The organism is Rhizobium sp. BT04, from assembly GCF_030053135.1.
Taxonomy (GTDB): domain Bacteria; phylum Pseudomonadota; class Alphaproteobacteria; order Rhizobiales; family Rhizobiaceae; genus Rhizobium; species Rhizobium binxianense.
Genome location: NZ_CP125652.1, coordinates 1,171,363 through 1,188,080 on the forward strand (window position 1 = coordinate 1,171,363; position 16,718 = coordinate 1,188,080).

Consider the following 16,718-nt stretch of genomic DNA (forward strand, 5'->3'; position numbering starts at 1 on the left):
GATGTCACCGGGCGCCGACGAGGGCGCCCGGCGGCCACGATGGCTTTGATACGGGCCACGTCGATCGATTGACGGCTAGTTACGCATTTTCCCATGAAACCGTTTTCGCCGATTTGCGTTTAGCGGCCATGACAAGAGAACGTGAACCCTCATCAAAGGCTTATCGGCAGGATCGCTTCGAAAACACCGAGCGAGCCGCCAAGGAAACCATCGAGGCGGAGCAGAGGGCTCGCCGGGAGAAAACCAAGCGGCTGAAGGAGCTGCGCCTGTCGCAGCAGAGCGGCAAGGATCCCGCAACCAAGTAGATCTCCCCCCCTGTCGCGCCGATGCGCCCATGGATCTGATACTCATGCCGCCCCCCTTGTCGGCATCTTTCCGTGCGTCACGAATTGTTTTTGTATTTCAGACCTTCGCCCGTCTTGCAGAGCCAAGATCGCGAAATTATCTTTTTTTTCGATAGCGATTCACGGCATCGAAAAGGGGCAGATCGCGATGTCAGACAAGCTGTTCAGTACGCGTGACGAACCGCTCGCATCCGAAGACCTCGATGTGTGCAGGCGTGTCCACGAAGCCCTCTGCAACGGGCTCAATATCGACAGATCAGGCGCGGAAGCCGACCGCCTCGGCGCTCTCATTATCGAGCTTTACCGGCAAGGTGTGCATGACGAGAACCAGCTTCGATTGCTAGCCGGCGGAAGATGAGGCTGATAAGCGCCGTCCGCTGACGCGCAAATTCAGCATTTGCTCCAGTCTGGCAGGGACGCGCCTCTGCATCGACCGGCGACGGCCAAGCGCCGCCTTAGCCCATGCGTTAGCATATACGCACATACATCGACCCTCCCATCCCTAATGAACCTATTGCGTTTCCCTGCGTTATCCCTCCGATACATCCGTTGACCCAGGTGAGTGAAATGAACAGATTCGCCATTATTGCTCTGTCGATAGCGACGGCCTTCTCCGGAATGCCGGCCTCGGCAGGTCCAGCTTTCGTGCCGAGCCCGGTACAATCGGGGCAGCCGTCGTCTCAAAATACCGATGCCCGTATCATCACCGTCGGCTGCAATAACTTCACGAACTGCCCGGGTCAGTTCGGGAACGATGATCGCAGGTGGTATCGCCACCGCCACCACTATCGCGATCGGGACTACTACCGCGACGACCGCTATGGCTGGGATCGCCGCTACGATCGCCGATATCGACATCATGACAATACCGGCGCCATCATCGGCGGCTTGGCGGCCGGTGCCCTCATCGGCGGCATCATCGCTTCGCAACCGCGCGCCTATTCGGCACGTGGCTACAGCTCGCACGCAGACTATTGCTACAGCCGCTACCGGTCCTACCGCGCTTATGACAACACTTACCAGCCGAACTACGGCCCGCGCCGCCAGTGCCGCTAGAGCAATTTCAGGAAAAGTGCGAAGCGGTTTTCCGTCCGGAATTGCGTAAAAACAAAAGGATAGAGCGGTTCTGCGCTGCCGTTATAAGCTGAACCGCAGCCCGGTCCATCCATCAGAGCAAGCCCCGCATGAAGACGCGGGGCTTTTTGATGGCCGAAGGCCCCTTGCACGGCTTCCAATCGTCGGCCGGTCATGCTTGCCTGCGCGGCCAAGATTGTTGGTTAGGCGACACGAACCTAGGTGCGAAATGACATCTGGAAATACAGCAAAGCCCGCCGGCCGCGTCGTCCTGCTGCCGCCAGATCAGGAAAACCTGTCGGGCTTCGAAGCGGCGCTCGCCGCCGGCTGGTCTCTCGATCCGCGCCGCGCCGGCGACGCGGCCTATAACCGCGGCGAGCTTCAACGGCTGCGCCAGGACAGATCGAGGTTTCTCGACGATCTCATTGCGGATGGCAGGCGGCGCACCGGATCGGGACCGCCGCCGCTGACCACCCGTCTGTTCTGGATCTCAGACGGCGAATTCTGCGGCAGCATCAGCCTGCGTTTTCAAGCAGGCACCGAGGCGCTGCCGCCCAACGTGTCAGGCCATGTGGGTTATTCCGTCGTGCCGTGGAAACAGCGCAATGGCCACGCGACGACGGCCCTCGCTCTTCTGCTGGCCGTGGCGGCAAAGGAAGGCCTCAACCGTCTCACCATCCTCTGCAACGAGGACAACGACGCCTCGCGGCGCGTGATCGAGCGCAATGGCGGTGAATTGTTCATGCGCGGCCCGCATTCCTCCGACAGGCCCGATCAGATCAAACTGTATTTCTGGCTGAAGCCCGGAACCGCCGGCTGACGTGAAACCCGCGACGAATTTCCAGACGGACGGAGCGCACCGCAAGCGGCCACGCCGTCGAAGATCTAAATCTCGATCTCTTCAGGCGCAACGGCGCGCACGGCCCGCAGCATTGATGTATTGGTGGAATTGCGCCGGGCGCTGCCGGATATTCCGAGAATCTTCATGTCCCCAACAGGAATCGATTGATCATGGCTGTCAACGCAAAGGCTACAGCGCCTGCAGGACTCTGAATTGCTCAATTGAGTCACGGCCAAAAGCGACTTTTGCTTGCACTGTCTTCGCCCCGCGTTAGCCTGAGTTCCCAATCCTCGCAGCTGCCGAATCGGCGGGAAACACACATGACGGCTTTGATCGAGGCACGGGGCGTCAGCAAACGCTTCCGGCAGCACAAGAGATTTCCGGGCCTGCTCGGCGCCCTGAAGACGTTGGTGACCAACGAATACACCGAAGTTGTGGCGGTTTCCGACATTGGTTTCGACATCACGGCAGGCGAAGCCGTTGGTTATCTCGGCCCCAATGGCGCCGGCAAATCGACGATGATCAAAATGATGACCGGCATCCTGGTGCCGAGCGCCGGCACGCTCTCGGTGCTCGGGCGCACGCCGCATCTCAAGCGGATGGACAATGCGCGGGAGATCGGCGTCGTTTTCGGCCAGCGCAGCCAGCTGTGGTGGGATCTGCCGCTGGTTGACAGTTTTACCTTGCACCAGCGCATCTACGACATCCCCGTCGCGCGTTATGCGGATAATCTTCGGCGCTTCAGCGAGCTGCTGGATCTCTCGCCCTTTCTCGACCGCGCGGTGCGCCAGCTCAGCCTCGGCCAGCGCATGCGCGCCGAGATCGTCATGTCGCTGCTGCACGACCCCAAGATCCTCTTTCTCGACGAACCCACAATCGGGCTCGACGTGGTCGCCAAGGATGCGGTGCGGCGCTCCCTCGCCGAGATCAACCGCGAGCGCGGCGTCACCATCATTCTCACCACCCATGACCTTCAGGACATCGAAACCATCTGCCCGCGGCTGATCATGGTCGATCATAGCAGGCTCATCTTCGACGGCGAGTTGAGGAGCCTGCGCACGGCCCTGGGCTCTGCCCGGCGGCTGACGCTCGAATTTGCCAGCGACCCTGGACCGCTGCCCTTGCGCACCGCGGCCCTCGTCAGCGACGAGGGCTTGCGCAAGAACTATCTTGTCGAGCGGGAAGACATTTCGCTGGTCGCAATCCTGCAGGAGGTCGGCAGCGGGCGCAGCCTCAAGGACGTGGCGTTGCATGAGCCCGACATCGAAGAGGTCATCCGCACCTTCTACCAGCGCCGCAACGCCGACCAGCGTAGCAATCTCAAGGCCCTGGCATCATGAGCGCCTATTTCGCCTTCGCGCGCAGTTCCTTCCATTCGCAACTCGCCTACCGCAACGAAGTATGGGCCAATATCTTCGGCAAACTCGTGCAGGTCTTTGCGCGTGTCGCCATCTGGCAGGCGGCCTATGCCGGCGTCGGCGCAATCGTGGTCGACGGGGTCTCCCTGCAGCAGATGGTCACCTATGCCCTGCTGGGCGGCGCCGTGATGGGCGCAACCCGCCCCGAAAGGATCATCGGCGAGATCGGCCGGTCGCTCAAAACCGGCGATGTCGCGATCTGGCTGCTCAAGCCCTTGTCCTATCCGCTCTACCTCTTCGCCAACGAATGCGGCAGCTTTGGTTATCGCCTGATGACCCAGGTCATTCCGACCGTCGCCTTCACCGCGTTGTTTTACGGCATGCTGCCGCCGGCAAGCCTGTTCGATGGCCTGATGTTCATCGCCTTCTGGGCGCTGTCCTTTACGCTGCTGTTCCTGATGTCGGCGTTTTTGGGCCTCATCGCCTTCTGGCTGATGACGAGCTTCTCGCTCGACTGGATCCTGGGCGCCCTGCTGCAATTATTCTCGGGCCTGCTGGTGCCTTTCTGGTTCTTCCCCGAACCGCTGGCCACGATTGCCCGCCATCTGCCCTTTGCCTGGATCGTCTATTACCCCAATGCCGTCTATCTCGGCAGGCTTTCCACGGCCGAGATCGGGCTTCATCTCGGCCTGGGGCTCGGCTGGGCCGCCTTGTTCCTTGCCGGGTTCCTCTGGCTGTGGCGCTGCGCCTCCGGCCGCATCACCGTGCAGGGAGGTTGATCATGCTCATGCATCACCTGCGTGTCCTGCCGCTGCTGGTGCGGATGCACGTCCGCTCCAAGATGGAATATCGCGGCGCTTTCTGGCTCGACCGTTTTGCGCAGATCCTCTCCTATGGCAGCGTCTTCGCCACCATCGGCATCCTGCTTGCCCGCTTCGACTCGCTCGGCGGCTGGACCTGGCCGGAGCTTGCGCTGCTGTTCAGCTTCCAGCTGCTGGCTTATTCGCTCGGCGCTGCGATGAGCTTCGTGCAATTGCGCGAGCTTGAAGAACTGGTGCGGCTCGGGACTTACGACACGTTGCTGGTCAAGCCTTTCAGCCCTTGGGCCTATCTGGTCTTTTCCGGCCTCAATATCGGCTATGCCGGCCACATCATCCTCGCCGTGGCGCTGATGATGTGGGCGGTTCTGTCCGTCGACTTCGTTTGGTCGGTCTGGTCCACGTCATTCTTCATTGCAGCACTTATCAGCGCGACACTGCTGACGGGTGCGCTCATCACCATGATCGGCGCCACCGCGCTGATCTGGGTGCGGTCCAACCACTTGTTCTCGATCTTCTTCGGCTTTTGGGAATTGAACCGCTACCCGCTCAATATTTTCCCTGGCGGCATACAGCTCATCCTCATAACCGCAGTCCCGCTGGCGCTGACCAGTTCCGTTCCCGTCGGCGCCCTGCTCGGCAAGCCTATCCCGATCCTCGGGAGCTGGGCCGGGCCGGTGTCTCTTGTCGCCGGGCCGATCTGGGTGTTGCTGGCAATCGCTCACTGGCGATACGCCACCGGCAAATATCAGGGCGCCGGCGGCTGATCGGGCCAGCCGGCGTCACGGCGCCTGCAACGACAATCTCGCGCGGACCTCGAGGAATGCCGCCGTCAGCTTCGCCAGCACCGGTGAGGTGCATGTGCCATTGGCGCCGCCGATCGGATCGACGATATGGATCTGCCGGAGATCCTCCATGAACTCGTCCCAGAGCGGCGGCCCGCCTTCCTCGAGAAGCTCAGCGCGGATGCTGAGCTCCTCGCTCACCGGCAGATGGCGCCGCCCCCAGGCGCCGATCATGGCGAAGATGGGCACGAGCTGGATCGCCGGCTCCGTCAGGCTGTAGATTGCTTTCTGGCTGTGGCTCGGATCGTCCCGCTTGCTGATGAACCCGAGCGAGAGCAGACGCTTCAATCTGGCGGCGAGAATGTTGGAGGCAATTCCCTCCTCCGAATGGGTCAGAAGCTCGCGGAAATGGCGGCGGTTGCCGAACATGATGTCCCTGATGATGATGAGGCTCCACCGGTCGCCCAGCACTTCCATCGTCAGGTTGATCGGGCAGCCCGACCGCAGTTCGATATCCACGAAACTCTCTCCTATAAAAACCAGTTGCAATATAGGATCACTTATGCGACAACGCAACCAGTTTCAAAACGAAACCAGATGGAGGAAAGCATGTCCAAAGTGCGTGTTGCAGCGTTTTCCCTTTCCGTGGATGGCTTCGGCGCCGGGCCGGAGCAGAGCTTGAACGATCCGCTCGGACAGCGGGGGCCGGAAATGTTCCAATGGTTCTTCCCCACCCGCACCTTCCGGGCGATGATCGGAAAGGACGACGGCTCTTCAGGTGTCGACGACGATTACGCCGCCCGCGGCATGGCCAATTTCGGCGCCTTCATCCTCGGACGGAACATGTTCGGCCCCATTCGCGGCGATTGGCCCGACGAGGCCTGGAAGGGCTGGTGGGGGCCGAACCCGCCCTACCACGCACCGACCTTTATCCTGACGCATTACCCGCGCGAACCGATCGTGATGGAGGGCGGCACGACGTTCCACTTCGTCACCGGTGGCATCCATGAGGCCCTCGACAAGGCGAAAGCGGCCGCAGGCGACAGGGACGTCAAGATCGGCGGCGGCGTCAGCACCGTCCGCCAATATCTGCAGGCCGGTCTGATCGACGAATTGCATTTTGCGATCTCGCCCGTCGTGCTCGGCAAGGGCGAAGCAATGTTCACAGGCATCGACTTGCCCGCCCTCGGCTTCCGCGTCGTCGAACATGTCGCAACCGAACACGCCACGCATATCGTACTGGCGAAATAACCAGCCGCCGATCGGGATCGGTATGCTTCACGCCAGTGCATGCCGCAGGGTGCCAGTGGCGGCAACGGCAATGATGACGGTCGGAAGCACCGGCAGTCAGGCTGCCGCCAGCATCGTCAGCACAAGAGCAATCGGATCCGCCGGCCGGCCGATCACGAAGTCGGGCGCGATGACGCGCAGGCGCGGGCCGAGCGTGCGGTTGCGCAGGAAGAGATAATGCGCGTGAGATAGGTGATCGTCGCCATCCCGATTTAGACGATCAAGCAGTCCTGGCAGGTGCCGGTCTGATGGCCCTCCGTTCGATGGCGCCGGGCCGCCCCCGGGGACACTAGGCCGGCGCCAAACCGTGTCAAAATAGCTGTGGTGTTGTTGGGAAATGGGCGTAAAGTGAACGCCATCGGCCCATCGGCATCGGCACGACCGCTTGAGAGACCATAGGTGCTCTTGCCGCTTCATGGAGGGCACGACGATGCTTTTATCACTCATTTCACTCAACGATGATGAAATAACAATCGTCACCGATGCCGTTCGGCAATGGTGCTGCGAGAGGAAGCTCGACATCGACAGCATCGAAGGACGCCGCGCCGTCACCATTGCCGTCGATCTCGTCCAGATGAACACCGACCACGACAAGCTTTTTGTCGAGCTATCGAAGCAGTTGAGCCACCAGTAGGGCCATTGAACCGTCCCAGAGAGATGTAAGGAGCAACGCTGCGCACGCCGGCATGTAAGAGAGCCTGATCCTGAGCTGCCTCGCAGGGGCATCGAGGACGAGGCGGGCACTCAGCCTGATCGAATTTGTTTGGCTAAAGGCGCTTCTCGAAGAACGTGTCCGGGTACGGATCGTCGTTGAAACGGTCGATCTCATTCCAGCCGGTTCCGCGATAGAGCTTCTGCGCCTCCGGCAGCGCGCTGTTCGTATCCAGACGCAGGCGCTTGATACCCAGCGCGCGGGCAATGTTCTCGGCTGATGTCATCAGGCGTTTTGCGAGCCCAAGGCCGCGCGCGGACGGGGCAACCCACAGCCTTTTGATTTCCGCGACCTCGCCGCCACTGCCCTTCAACCCGACGCAGCCGATCGGCAGCTCATCTAACATCGCCACTAGGAAAGCCCCACGCGGACGCACCATATCCCCGGCATCGGGATCGCGCGAAAGCGATACCTCGAAACCTTTCTCGAAACGGCGCGCAAGTTCGCCGTAATATTCGCTCAGGCAATAGCTGGCATCCGGGTGGCGAGGGTCTTTCTCCTCAAGCACGATCCGGTCGCGTCTCAGCGAGGAAGCAACGATATCCATGGCGCGCAGAAGTTCTTCCGGGTGGCGATGCCGCGCCAGAAATGATGTCGCCTGCGCATTGGAAAGTGCTTCATAGGCCTGAAACTCGGACCGGCCGGTTTCGGTCAATCTTGCGACGCGGCGACGCGCGTCCTGAGGGTTCGGCACCGTCTCGATGAGCCCCTCTTCTTCCAGGCCGCGCAGCAGACGGCTCATCAAGCCCGAGTCGAGGCCGAGATAATCGCGGATCACCGCAACATCCGCTTGTCCCCGGCCGATCGAGTTGAGCACGCGAGCTGCGCCCAGCGGACGCCCGCGTCCGAGGAAAGACGTATCGAGAGCGCCGACTTCGGAGGTGACGGCACGGTTGAAGCGACGGACGCGAGAGACGGGGTCGTAAACCATATTGCCTGACTTAAGTCAGATAAATTCCACTGTCAATTCACAGCACCAAAGGCGGACTTGCAACGAGCCGAACTCTTCGATGGGTGAGGCGGTGTGCCGGCTGTTGATGCCTGCAAGGAGCGGCGCTGCGGCGTGTGCTTTTTGGAGGATGCCGCATTGGCGAAGGGCGAGGCGGGGCGCCGACCACCTTGCGCATCTCCACTCCCTCACCTATGGCAATGCGACTTCCCTAGCGCAAGGCTGCCCGGTGCTCCGCTTTATCCTCCACGCCCTGATTGTCGTCATCCTGACGCTGCTCACCCAGATCGGCGGCCTCGCCTATCTCATCGCGCTGGCCGCGGCGCGCGCCTGCGGCATCCGGCGCTTTCCGGCGAAGCTCGCCATCTTCATGCTTTGTTATGTCGGGGCGTCGTTCGCAGCCGGCCTCGCCGCTCCGATGTTCGGGCGGGTTCCCCTCTCCTGCGTGTCAAGCAGCACAGACAGGCTCGTGGTCCGCTCTCCGATCTATTGCCTGCTGAACCGCAACTACGTCACCGCAGGGGTACGCGACCTGGCAAAGGCGCTGGCCGCCCACATGGACGAGGAATTTCCCGGAACCGTCACCATTGCGCTGGATGCAAATTTCCCCTTCCTGAACGGCTTTCCGCTGCTGCCGCATCTGTCGCATGCCGATGGCAAGAAGCTCGACTTCGCCTATTATTACAAGGATGCGGACGGCGCCTTCCTGAATGGCGTCACCCGCTCCCCGATCGGCTATTTCGCCTTCGAAGAGCCCGCGCCGGGCGATGAATTGCCATGCGAAGGCCGCCATGACTGGCTCACCACCCGCTGGGATTTCGACGCGCTGCAGCCGTTGTTTCCCACCTATCGGCTCGAAGAGCAGCGGATGTCAGCCGCGGTTCGCTGGCTGACCAGCGAAGGCGTCGCGCGCTTCAGCCTGCAGAAGATCTTCATCGAGCCGCATCTGAAGAATGCGCTGGGGATTACCGACAGTCATGTCCGCTTCCAAGGCTGCCGCGCTGCCCGCCACGACGACCATCTTCATATCCAGGTCGAGTGATCTTAAAACCCGCGTTGCACCAAACCGTCAAGCCGCATGGGTTTGGTCATAAGCGCGTTGTGCCGCAACGATGGCATCCATATTCTTCTCCGCCCAGTGGGCAAGGGCGGAAACGGTGTCCGTCAGGGTGCTCCCCAGCGGCATCAGCGCATATTCGACGGTCACCGGCACGGTCGGGAAGATCGTGCGCGAGATCAACCCATCGCGCTCCAGCTTCCGCAGCGTCTGCGAAAGAACCTTCTGCGATATGCCCTTGATGTCGCGGCGGATGTGATTGAAACGCACCGGCCCGCCTTCCAGCCGGTCGAGAATGAGCAGTGCCCATTTATCCGCCAGCCGGTCCAGCACCAGCCGCGTCGGGCAGCGATCCTCATAAACATCGTAAGCCTGTTGTATCGCCGTCATCTCTTTTCCTTCCCGCCCGGTTTCCAGGAGGAAACCAGGTGACAAAAAAGTGCTCTCTTTTCCAATCCGAATTTACCTGTATCTATCCCACAGTAAGATAGTTTCCAATAGATACCAAGGAGAGTGACATGAGCAACAAGATTCTCGTTGTCGGCGCGACGGGCACAGTCGGCAGGCATGTGGTGGATGGGCTTCTGGCCAAGGGCGAGACCGTCAAGGCCGCCTCCCGCACGGGCAAACCCGTGACCGGCGCCGAAGGCGTTGTCTTCGACCATGGCAAACCAGAAACCCATGGCCCAGCCTTCGAGGGCGTCGACCGCGCCTATGTGCTGCTGCCTTCCGGCTATGTCGATGCCAAGGGCCTGCTGCTGCCCGTCATCGAAGCGGCCGCCAGCCGCAAGGTCAAGGTCGTGTTCCAGAGCGTTTTCGGCGTCGACGCCGATGACTCCATTCCCTATCGCCAGGTCGAGATCGCGCTGGAGAAATCAGGAACACCTTACGTCATCCTGCGCCCGAACTGGTTCGCCGACAATTTCCACACCTTCTGGAAACCAGGCATCGACCATGGCCAGATCGCGCTCCCGGCGGCCGAGGGCAAGTCGAGCTTCATCGACGCCCGCGACATCGCGGCAAGCGGCGTCGCCGCCCTCACCTCCGCGGCGTTCGACGGCAAGGCGTTCAACCTGACCGGACCGGAAGCCCTCTCCTATACGCAAGCCGCAGCAATCCTTTCCGAGGTCACCGGCAAGCCGATCGCTTACAACGCCATCACGGACGAAGCCTTCATCGGCATTCTCACCGGCGCCGGCGTGCCGGCCGACTATGCGAGCTTCCTCGCTTCGATCTTCTATCCGGTCCGCCAGGGCTGGACGGCCGTCGTTACCGGCGATGTCGAGAAGCTGACCGGCAAGGCACCGCGCTCGCTGAAGACTTACGCAGCTGATTATGCCGCGGCGCTGAAGGCGTAACCGCGAGAACGAAGCGCAGACGGCGGTGTCTGCCGTCTGCGCTGCTGCAACGATAATGAAGTCCGGCAATCGCCGCTGCTGCCGCTCCAGGCGATATCCCCAGGGAGCGCATGCCCCTTGCCGTTAAGCTGAACTGCCATCTCTCTCCAGCCTCATCCTGAGGCGCCTCCAAGGGGCCTCCAAGGCGCCCATAGGCTAAAGAACGACGCCTACCGCAACGGCAGTTGGTAGCTCCGCTTCAGTGTTTCCATCGGCACGTCGGTCTTGACGCTGAGGACGCTCGGGATGCGCGTCAGGTGATCGGCCTGGAAACGCCAGTAGCTGCGCAGATCGGTGGTGACGATCCGAAGCACGGCATCGCATTCCCCCGTCGTCAGGTAACATTCCATCACCTCGGGAAACCGCCTGACGGCTTCTCCGAAGCGGAGCGTCACCTCAGCGTCCTGGGTCTTGAACCACACGCGTGCGAAAACCGTCAGCCCCGCCCCAACCTTTGCCGGGTCCAGCACGGCGACGTAGCGATCGATGATCCCGGCCTCTTCCAAGAGGCGCACGCGGCGCAGGCAGGGCGAAGGCGAGAGCCCCACTTCCTTTGCCAGTTCGACATTCGAAATACGCCCGTCGCGCTGAAGCACGCGCAGAATATGGCGATCGATCGCGTCCAACATGTCTGGCATTTCATGGCTCCAAATTTTCACAAAATGGCATAATATGCCAAAAATTTACATTTTTGAAGAAGCTTTGCAAGCTCATTGCGTATGAACTGGCCTATCGTTCTTCTCGTTAAATCGGAGATGGGCTGGTGGCAAAAAACATAAAGAAAATCGTGCTCGCTTATTCGGGCGGGCTGGATACCTCGATCATCCTCAAATGGTTGCAGGAGACTTACGGATGCGAGGTCGTGACCTTCACCGCCGATCTCGGCCAGGGCGAGGAGCTCGAGCCGGCGCGGGCAAAGGCGGGAGTGTCCGGGGTCAAGGACATCCGCATTGTCGATCTACGGGAGGAATTCGTCCGCGATTTCGTCTTTCCGATGCTGCGGGCCAACACGCTCTATGAGGGACAATATCTCCTCGGCAGTTCCATCGCACGGCCGCTGATTGCCAAGCATCTGGTCGCCATAGCCCGGCAGGTTGGCGCGGATGCCGTTGCCCACGGTGCCACAGGCAAGGGCAATGACCAGGTCCGGTTCGAGCTGGCCGTCAATGCGCTCGATCCGTCGCTTCAGGTCATTGCTCCCTGGCGCCAATGGAACATCCGCTCCCGCACGCAGCTTCTCGAATATGCCGAGAAGCATCAGATCCCGGTGCCGAGCGACAAACGCGGCGAGGCGCCGTTCTCGACCGACGCCAACCTGCTGCACACCTCGACCGAAGGCAAGATCCTCGAAGATCCGGCGGAAGTGGCGCCCGATTATATCTATCAGCGCACGGTCGATCCCCTCGACGCTCCCGATGTCCCCGAGAGCGTCACCATCGGCTTCGAAAGCGGCAACCCGGTTTCCCTGAACGGCCAGGCGATGACGCCGGCAACATTGCTCACCGAACTCAATGGCCTCGGCGGCCGGCATGGCGTCGGACGGCTCGATCTCGTCGAAAACCGCTTCATCGGCATGAAGTCGAGGGGCGTCTACGAGACGCCGGGAGGCACGATCCTGCTTGCGGCGCATCGCGGCATTGAATCGATCACGCTCGATCGTGCCGCCGGACATCTGAAGGATGAGATCATGCCCCGCTACGCCGAGCTGATCTACAACGGCTTCTGGTTCGCGCCCGAGCGGGACATGTTGCAGGCGTTGATCGACCGAAGCCAGGCCTTCGTCAGCGGCGAAGTGACGGTCAGGCTCTATAAGGGAAGCGCCTCGGTCATTTCCCGCACCTCGCCCTGCTCACTCTATTCCGCCGATCTCGTCACCTTCGAGGAAAGCGCCGTCGCCTATGATCATCATGATGCCGAAGGCTTTATCAGGCTCAATGGCTTGCGGCTCAGGAGCTGGGCGGCCCGCAACGGACGATGACCACTCGATCTCACGTCAGCCAGATGGGCCGATAGGTCAATGCCCACATCGGCACCTCCCTCTCTCGGAGGGCGGAGCAGTCAAGACATCCGCGGAGAAGCACCGCACCAAACTTCAAACGATTTAAAATCAGCGACCCGAGAATTAATCGATTTTAATTTTATCGTTAAAATTTTCTTGTTGCACCGCGAAAGAATTTAGACATTAATTTTTGCGGATGCTCAGTTTATTCGTTGGAGAATCGCATGACTGTGACATTTCCGCTGACCGAAAAGCGCGACCCGGAGACATTGCTGAAACACTTGACGTTGCACAAGCTAAGCGTTCCGGGAAACTGCGTCGTGTCGCTCAAAGCCAACGTCGCCCACGTCTCATCCTCCCATACCACCGCGCTCGGCACCGCCCGTACCGCCTGGTAGGGATCGGGTGGCATTCTCCAGTTCCCTCATCCTTGAGGGGCGATTCGTAGGATCGCCTCGAAGGACGCGCGCAACGCTGCTTCCTGCATGTCGGACGCCTGCGGCGCCGATCCCCATGGCAGGGCAAATTGAACATTCCCCGAGACATCGGAGAGTGGCAATCGAGCTGACCTCAGCCGTCGTAGACGACAGCCGCCCCATCAACTATTGCAATCCGACAAACAGACGCTTCATTGGCGATATAGAGGAGCGGATGTAGCCCCAATGACCTGTCTCAAACACGGCTTACTCGCCGCGGCCATCATACTGGCAGCAACGCTGACATCGCTGCATCAGGCAGATGCGCAACCATGCGAGCAGCAAACCTTTGAAGAAGCAAAATACGTCGTCTGCACGCTGGAACCGGGCAAAGCCGACCTGCGATTGTTCTGGAAGAACGCCAACGGCGCGCCCTACCGCGCGTTTTCAAGCCTTGCCGAAGCCGTGCGCGCCGAGGGGAAAACCCTGGCTTTCGCCGTCAATGCCGGGATGTATCGAGCCGATTTTTCGCCGATGGGACTTTATGTCGAGAACGCCAGGGAATTGCAGCCCGCCAATACGACGAAGGCCGAAAGCAGCGCCGGTCAGGTGCCGAATTTCTACAAGAAACCGAACGGCGTGTTCTTTCTGGGTGAAGCAGGCGCCGGCATACTCCCGACAGCTGAATTTCTAAAGAGTCGGCCCAAGGTGCGGTTCGCCACACAGTCCGGCCCGATGCTTGTTATCGCCAACAAGCTGAACCCGATCTTCATCGTCGGCTCGACGGACCGAACCCGCCGAAGCGGTGTCGGCGTCTGTACGGGCGGTATAATTCGCTTCGCAATCAGCGAAGACGGGGTCAATTTCCACGATTTCGCACGGCTCTTTCGCGACCATCTGAAATGCCCCGACGCGTTGTTTCTCGATGGTGGACGCGGTGTTGGGCTTTACTATCCGGCATTGGGCCACAACGACTGGTCCTGGCACGGCGGCTACGGCCCCATCTTGGGGCTTGTCGAATAGCGCAAGGAAAAGCCGGCTTCTAGCAGGCCCACGATCCTGTCAGTCGACCTTTCACTGCCAAGCCAAAGCCTGATGCATCCAGCCTTGGATGACGAGCCCTTTCAAAAACCGCCAGCCGCGCATAGGCTCACGGCCAGCAACTTTGAGAAAGCCGGATGGAATATATCGATTCACTCGCATTGCTCGTCAGCGTCTACGTCGCCTCCCTTGTCAGCCCCGGACCGAATTTCATCATCGTCACCAACACCAGCATGACGGTGTCGCGCGCGGCCGGGCTCTTTGCGGGTCTCGGACTTGCGATCGCATCCCTGACCTGGGCAGTCTTGGCGATGGCGGGGCTCGGCTTTCTCCTGACGCATTTCGAATGGCTGCATATAACGTTGCAGGTGGTCGGCGCGCTGTATCTGATCTGGCTGGGTCTGAAGATGATCCGCGGCGCGACCAAGCCCCTAAAAGCGACGGGGCCGACTGAGGCCACATGGCGCTCCGCCATGCGCCGCGCTTACGTCGTCGGCATGACCAATCCGAAATCGGTGGCTTTCTTCGGCAGTATCTTTGCGCTTGTCATCATGCGCCTGTCTGGCTCTATTGCGTCATCGCCCTGACCTGCTTGCTGCTTTCGGCTGTCTGGTATTGCGGCCTGGCCTTTTTCTTCTCCAACCCCCGCGTATCCGCCGGCTTCCTGCGGTTCAAGGCCGGCATCGAGCGCGTGATGGGCGCCGCCCTCATCCTCATCGGCGGTCGCCTGCTCTGGGCTCGCTGACGTCACCCCGGCGTACGGCTTATCCCGGCAAAGCTTCGTCGATCTCCTCTGGAATGAAGCCGCTGGTCTGGCGTTTCCACAGGCGGGCAAACAGGCCGTCCTGTTCGACCAGTTCGTCCGGCCTGCCCTCCTCCACGATCCGCCCGCGATCGAGCACGATGATCCGGTCCATCCTGGCAATGGTCGACAGGCGGTGCGCAATGGCGATCACCGTCTTTCCCTCCATGACGAGGTTCAGCCTTTCCTGGATGGCGGCTTCGGATTCGCTGTCGAGAGCCGAAGTCGCCTCGTCGAGCACCAGGATCGGCGCGTCCTTCAGGAGAACCCGGGCGATGGCGACCCGCTGCCGCTGGCCGCCGGAAAGTTTGATGCCGCGGTCGCCGACAAAAGCATCATAACCCCTGCGGCCCTCGCCATCGGCAAGATCGGCAATGAAGGCATCGGCGCTGGCCAACTTCGCCACCGCTTCGATCTCGTCCGTCGCCGCCTCCGGCCGGCCGTAGCGGATATTGTCGCCGACAGAACGGTGCAGCAGCGCGACATCCTGCGCGATGACGCCGATGGCGCGGCGAAGGCTTGTCTGCGTGACCGCGCGGATGTCCTGCCCGTCGATCAGGATCGCGCCGTTGCCGATGTCGTAAAAGCGCAACAGCAGGTTTGCGAGCGTCGTCTTGCCAGCCCCGGAGAGACCGACCAGACCCACCTTTTCGCCGGGCCGGATCGTCAGCGACAACTCATCGATGACAGGTTTGCCGGACTTGTAGGCGAAGCCGACATCTTCGAAACGGATTTCACCACGCTCGACCACGAGGTCCTTCGCATCCGTCCGGTCGGTGATGGTGGGCGGTGTCGTCATAACAGGCATGGCGTCCTTGATCGTGCCGATCGCCTGGAAGATCTGTTGGCCCATCTGCAGGAAAACGAAGATCTGCGACGACAGCCGGTTGAGAATGTAGACGGCGCCGACGAATTCGCCGACCGTGAGAAAGCCTTTGACGAGGCCGGAAAATCCGATCGCCAGCATGGTCAGCCACAGCAGCGTGTTGAGAACCACGACCGTCAATTCCGACGAACGATAGATGCGCTGTTCGCTGTGCTGCGTCTGCACAGCCTTTCCTATGATGCGGCGGATCGCGCCTGCCTCGCTATCTTCAGCCGCAAACTGCTTGATCATCTGCATGTTGGTATAGAGATCGGTGATGGCGCCGGCCACCAGGCTGCGCTGCTTCGCGGTGCGGCGCGAGCGCTCGACGAAGATCGGCACGATCCTGGCGGTGAATATGACATTGAGCACGATCCAGATGACAACAGGCAGGGCAAGCTGCCACGCCAGCGCGCTCAGCAGGATCACGGAGCCGACCAACTGCGTCAGGAAGCGCGGGATGGACTGGAAGGCCGCGAGGATCTGCTGCTGGACGGCGGAAGAGACCTGCTGCAGCCGTGAGGAAACCTGGCCGGCATAGAGATCATGGAAGAAGGCAAGGTCCTGCCGCTCGACAGCCTTGTGGCCCTGCCACTGAATGGCGGCCGGCATGCCGATGCCGAGCGTGTGCGAGTTCAGCGTATTGAGCATGAAGGACACGATCGGCATGACCGGAAAGATCAGAAAGCCGAGAATGGTCAGCAGCAGCCATTCATCGCGCAGGAAGGTGGAAGCGCCCTGTTGCGTCACACCATCGACGATGACCGAAAGTCCCCAGACGATCGTCAGGTTGATCACCTCGAACACCATGGAGCAAAATGCCAGCGCAATCAGCACACCCCGAAACATCGAGATGAAATGCAGGAGCACCATGACTGGCCCCTTCGACGGCAGCGGCCGGTAGGGGATATCGAGCGGCCGGATCAAGGTTTCGAAGGGACGATAGATCGCATCTGAAATCGACATGGGC

The 16,718-nt window shown here is 60.8% G+C and carries 22 protein-coding genes and 1 pseudogene; 16 read left to right on the forward strand and 7 right to left on the reverse strand.

Going from position 1 to position 16,718, the window contains the following annotated elements; translation table 11 throughout:
- The first annotated feature begins 68 nt into the window (after window positions 1-68).
- The 3 genes from QMO82_RS14330 (at window position 69) to QMO82_RS14340 (ending at window position 1,400) form a co-directional block, all read left to right on the forward strand.
- Window positions 69-305, forward strand: coding sequence for a hypothetical protein (locus QMO82_RS14330; RefSeq protein WP_179874152.1), 237 nt, complete (start codon window positions 69-71; stop codon window positions 303-305).
- 187 nt (window positions 306-492) lie between these two features.
- A complete protein-coding gene (locus QMO82_RS14335; protein ID WP_003580016.1) occupies window positions 493-702 on the forward strand; it encodes a hypothetical protein in 210 nt (69 codons plus the stop codon).
- A 209-nt stretch (window positions 703-911) separates the two neighbouring features.
- Complete coding sequence (locus QMO82_RS14340; protein WP_183606917.1) at window positions 912-1,400, forward strand: BA14K family protein; 489 nt, start codon at window positions 912-914, stop codon at window positions 1,398-1,400.
- On the opposite strand, the gene QMO82_RS14345 is transcribed toward QMO82_RS14340, so the two are convergent.
- On the reverse strand, window positions 1,397-1,594 hold the full coding sequence (locus QMO82_RS14345) for a hypothetical protein (RefSeq protein ID WP_183607716.1): 198 nt from the start codon (window positions 1,592-1,594) through the stop codon (window positions 1,397-1,399). The two genes, QMO82_RS14340 and QMO82_RS14345, sit on opposite strands and share 4 nt — an antisense overlap.
- A 53-nt stretch (window positions 1,595-1,647) precedes the next feature.
- On the opposite strand from QMO82_RS14345, the gene QMO82_RS14350 reads away from it, so the two are divergent.
- On the forward strand, window positions 1,648-2,238 hold the full coding sequence (locus QMO82_RS14350; protein ID WP_183606916.1) for a GNAT family N-acetyltransferase: 591 nt from the start codon (window positions 1,648-1,650) through the stop codon (window positions 2,236-2,238).
- 68 nt (window positions 2,239-2,306) lie between these two features.
- Here QMO82_RS14350 and QMO82_RS14355 read toward each other — a convergent pair.
- Window positions 2,307-2,405, reverse strand: a pseudogene (locus QMO82_RS14355) (NAD(P)H-dependent oxidoreductase); the annotation flags it as partial.
- 174 nt (window positions 2,406-2,579) lie between these two features.
- On the opposite strand from QMO82_RS14355, the gene QMO82_RS14360 reads away from it, so the two are divergent.
- From QMO82_RS14360 to QMO82_RS14370, 3 genes are read left to right on the forward strand one after another with little or no spacing between them, the layout of a single operon-like run.
- The gene (locus QMO82_RS14360) at window positions 2,580-3,599 is read left to right on the forward strand and encodes an ATP-binding cassette domain-containing protein (RefSeq protein WP_183606915.1); all 1,020 of its coding nucleotides are present in this window, start codon (window positions 2,580-2,582) and stop codon (window positions 3,597-3,599) included.
- Window positions 3,596-4,396 (forward strand): ABC-2 family transporter protein, encoded by an 801-nt coding sequence (locus QMO82_RS14365; protein ID WP_183606914.1) that lies wholly within the window; start codon window positions 3,596-3,598, stop codon window positions 4,394-4,396. The genes QMO82_RS14360 and QMO82_RS14365 overlap by 4 nt, the downstream gene beginning before the upstream one ends.
- 2 nt (window positions 4,397-4,398) lie before the next feature.
- Complete coding sequence (locus tag QMO82_RS14370; RefSeq protein ID WP_183606913.1) at window positions 4,399-5,202, forward strand: ABC transporter permease; 804 nt, start codon at window positions 4,399-4,401, stop codon at window positions 5,200-5,202.
- A gap of 15 nt (window positions 5,203-5,217) precedes the next feature.
- Here QMO82_RS14370 and QMO82_RS14375 read toward each other — a convergent pair whose 3' ends face one another.
- Window positions 5,218-5,739: a helix-turn-helix domain-containing protein gene (locus QMO82_RS14375; RefSeq protein WP_183606912.1), complete on the reverse strand. Its 522-nt coding sequence runs from the start codon at window positions 5,737-5,739 to the stop codon at window positions 5,218-5,220.
- Between the two features lie 90 nt (window positions 5,740-5,829).
- Here QMO82_RS14375 and QMO82_RS14380 point away from each other — a divergent pair, with 90 nt between their 5' ends.
- A complete protein-coding gene (locus QMO82_RS14380; RefSeq protein ID WP_183606911.1) occupies window positions 5,830-6,471 on the forward strand; it encodes a dihydrofolate reductase family protein in 642 nt (213 codons plus the stop codon).
- 469 nt (window positions 6,472-6,940) lie between these two features.
- Window positions 6,941-7,144, forward strand: coding sequence for a hypothetical protein (locus QMO82_RS14385; RefSeq protein ID WP_183606910.1), 204 nt, complete (start codon window positions 6,941-6,943; stop codon window positions 7,142-7,144).
- Between the two features lie 133 nt (window positions 7,145-7,277).
- Here QMO82_RS14385 and QMO82_RS14390 read toward each other — a convergent pair whose 3' ends face one another.
- Window positions 7,278-8,153 carry a helix-turn-helix domain-containing GNAT family N-acetyltransferase gene (locus QMO82_RS14390; RefSeq protein ID WP_183606909.1) on the reverse strand — a complete coding sequence of 292 codons (876 nt, stop codon included), beginning with the start codon at window positions 8,151-8,153 and terminating at the stop codon, window positions 7,278-7,280.
- Between the two features lie 247 nt (window positions 8,154-8,400).
- Between QMO82_RS14390 and QMO82_RS14395 the strand changes: the two genes are divergently transcribed.
- Window positions 8,401-9,213, forward strand: a complete 813-nt coding sequence (locus QMO82_RS14395; RefSeq protein ID WP_183606908.1) for a hypothetical protein — start codon at window positions 8,401-8,403, stop codon at window positions 9,211-9,213.
- Between the two features lie 27 nt (window positions 9,214-9,240).
- Here QMO82_RS14395 and QMO82_RS14400 read toward each other — a convergent pair whose 3' ends face one another.
- Entirely contained in the window at window positions 9,241-9,618 is a 378-nt protein-coding gene (locus QMO82_RS14400; RefSeq protein ID WP_183606907.1) for a helix-turn-helix domain-containing protein, read from the reverse strand.
- A 128-nt stretch (window positions 9,619-9,746) separates the two neighbouring features.
- Between QMO82_RS14400 and QMO82_RS14405 the strand changes: the two genes are divergently transcribed.
- Entirely contained in the window at window positions 9,747-10,586 is an 840-nt protein-coding gene (locus tag QMO82_RS14405; protein WP_183606906.1) for an SDR family oxidoreductase, read from the forward strand.
- 209 nt (window positions 10,587-10,795) lie between these two features.
- Here QMO82_RS14405 and QMO82_RS14410 read toward each other — a convergent pair whose 3' ends face one another.
- Entirely contained in the window at window positions 10,796-11,263 is a 468-nt protein-coding gene (locus QMO82_RS14410; protein WP_183606905.1) for an Lrp/AsnC family transcriptional regulator, read from the reverse strand.
- Between the two features lie 125 nt (window positions 11,264-11,388).
- On the opposite strand from QMO82_RS14410, the gene QMO82_RS14415 reads away from it, so the two are divergent.
- The 5 genes from QMO82_RS14415 to QMO82_RS14435 all read left to right on the forward strand — a co-directional run bounded on the left by QMO82_RS14415 (window position 11,389) and on the right by QMO82_RS14435 (window position 14,826).
- A complete protein-coding gene (locus QMO82_RS14415) occupies window positions 11,389-12,603 on the forward strand; it encodes an argininosuccinate synthase (RefSeq protein ID WP_183606904.1) in 1,215 nt (404 codons plus the stop codon).
- A gap of 245 nt (window positions 12,604-12,848) precedes the next feature.
- Entirely contained in the window at window positions 12,849-13,022 is a 174-nt protein-coding gene (locus QMO82_RS14420; protein WP_164735915.1) for a hypothetical protein, read from the forward strand.
- Window positions 13,023-13,286: 264 nt separating this feature from the next.
- Window positions 13,287-14,063, forward strand: a complete 777-nt coding sequence (locus tag QMO82_RS14425) for a phosphodiester glycosidase family protein (RefSeq protein ID WP_183606903.1) — start codon at window positions 13,287-13,289, stop codon at window positions 14,061-14,063.
- A 155-nt stretch (window positions 14,064-14,218) separates the two neighbouring features.
- Window positions 14,219-14,668 carry a LysE family transporter gene (locus tag QMO82_RS14430; protein ID WP_246718257.1) on the forward strand — a complete coding sequence of 150 codons (450 nt, stop codon included), beginning with the start codon at window positions 14,219-14,221 and terminating at the stop codon, window positions 14,666-14,668.
- 5 nt (window positions 14,669-14,673) lie between these two features.
- Entirely contained in the window at window positions 14,674-14,826 is a 153-nt protein-coding gene (locus QMO82_RS14435; RefSeq protein WP_246718256.1) for a hypothetical protein, read from the forward strand.
- A gap of 19 nt (window positions 14,827-14,845) precedes the next feature.
- On the opposite strand, the gene QMO82_RS14440 is transcribed toward QMO82_RS14435, so the two are convergent.
- Complete coding sequence (locus QMO82_RS14440) at window positions 14,846-16,714, reverse strand: ABC transporter ATP-binding protein (RefSeq protein WP_183606902.1); 1,869 nt, start codon at window positions 16,712-16,714, stop codon at window positions 14,846-14,848.
- Window positions 16,715-16,718 lie beyond the last annotated feature (4 nt).

What these genes read in the sequence shown, in the direction of transcription:
- QMO82_RS14430 (WP_246718257.1), top strand. Translation starts at nt 14,219, where the DNA reads ATGGAATATATCGATTCACTCGCATTGCTCGTCAGCGTCTACGTCGCC.
- QMO82_RS14345 (WP_183607716.1), bottom strand. Translation starts at nt 1,594, where the DNA reads ATGACCGGCCGACGATTGGAAGCCGTGCAAGGGGCCTTCGGCCATCAA.
- QMO82_RS14370 (WP_183606913.1), top strand. Translation starts at nt 4,399, where the DNA reads ATGCTCATGCATCACCTGCGTGTCCTGCCGCTGCTGGTGCGGATGCAC.
- QMO82_RS14380 (WP_183606911.1), top strand. Translation starts at nt 5,830, where the DNA reads ATGTCCAAAGTGCGTGTTGCAGCGTTTTCCCTTTCCGTGGATGGCTTC.
- QMO82_RS14390 (WP_183606909.1), bottom strand. Translation starts at nt 8,153, where the DNA reads ATGGTTTACGACCCCGTCTCTCGCGTCCGTCGCTTCAACCGTGCCGTC.
- QMO82_RS14360 (WP_183606915.1), top strand. Translation starts at nt 2,580, where the DNA reads ATGACGGCTTTGATCGAGGCACGGGGCGTCAGCAAACGCTTCCGGCAG.
- QMO82_RS14350 (WP_183606916.1), top strand. Translation starts at nt 1,648, where the DNA reads ATGACATCTGGAAATACAGCAAAGCCCGCCGGCCGCGTCGTCCTGCTG.
- QMO82_RS14335 (WP_003580016.1), top strand. Translation starts at nt 493, where the DNA reads ATGTCAGACAAGCTGTTCAGTACGCGTGACGAACCGCTCGCATCCGAA.
- QMO82_RS14400 (WP_183606907.1), bottom strand. Translation starts at nt 9,618, where the DNA reads ATGACGGCGATACAACAGGCTTACGATGTTTATGAGGATCGCTGCCCG.
- QMO82_RS14410 (WP_183606905.1), bottom strand. Translation starts at nt 11,263, where the DNA reads ATGCCAGACATGTTGGACGCGATCGATCGCCATATTCTGCGCGTGCTT.
- QMO82_RS14340 (WP_183606917.1), top strand. Translation starts at nt 912, where the DNA reads ATGAACAGATTCGCCATTATTGCTCTGTCGATAGCGACGGCCTTCTCC.
- QMO82_RS14440 (WP_183606902.1), bottom strand. Translation starts at nt 16,714, where the DNA reads ATGTCGATTTCAGATGCGATCTATCGTCCCTTCGAAACCTTGATCCGG.
- QMO82_RS14405 (WP_183606906.1), top strand. Translation starts at nt 9,747, where the DNA reads ATGAGCAACAAGATTCTCGTTGTCGGCGCGACGGGCACAGTCGGCAGG.
- QMO82_RS14420 (WP_164735915.1), top strand. Translation starts at nt 12,849, where the DNA reads ATGACTGTGACATTTCCGCTGACCGAAAAGCGCGACCCGGAGACATTG.
- QMO82_RS14385 (WP_183606910.1), top strand. Translation starts at nt 6,941, where the DNA reads ATGCTTTTATCACTCATTTCACTCAACGATGATGAAATAACAATCGTC.
- QMO82_RS14425 (WP_183606903.1), top strand. Translation starts at nt 13,287, where the DNA reads ATGACCTGTCTCAAACACGGCTTACTCGCCGCGGCCATCATACTGGCA.
- QMO82_RS14365 (WP_183606914.1), top strand. Translation starts at nt 3,596, where the DNA reads ATGAGCGCCTATTTCGCCTTCGCGCGCAGTTCCTTCCATTCGCAACTC.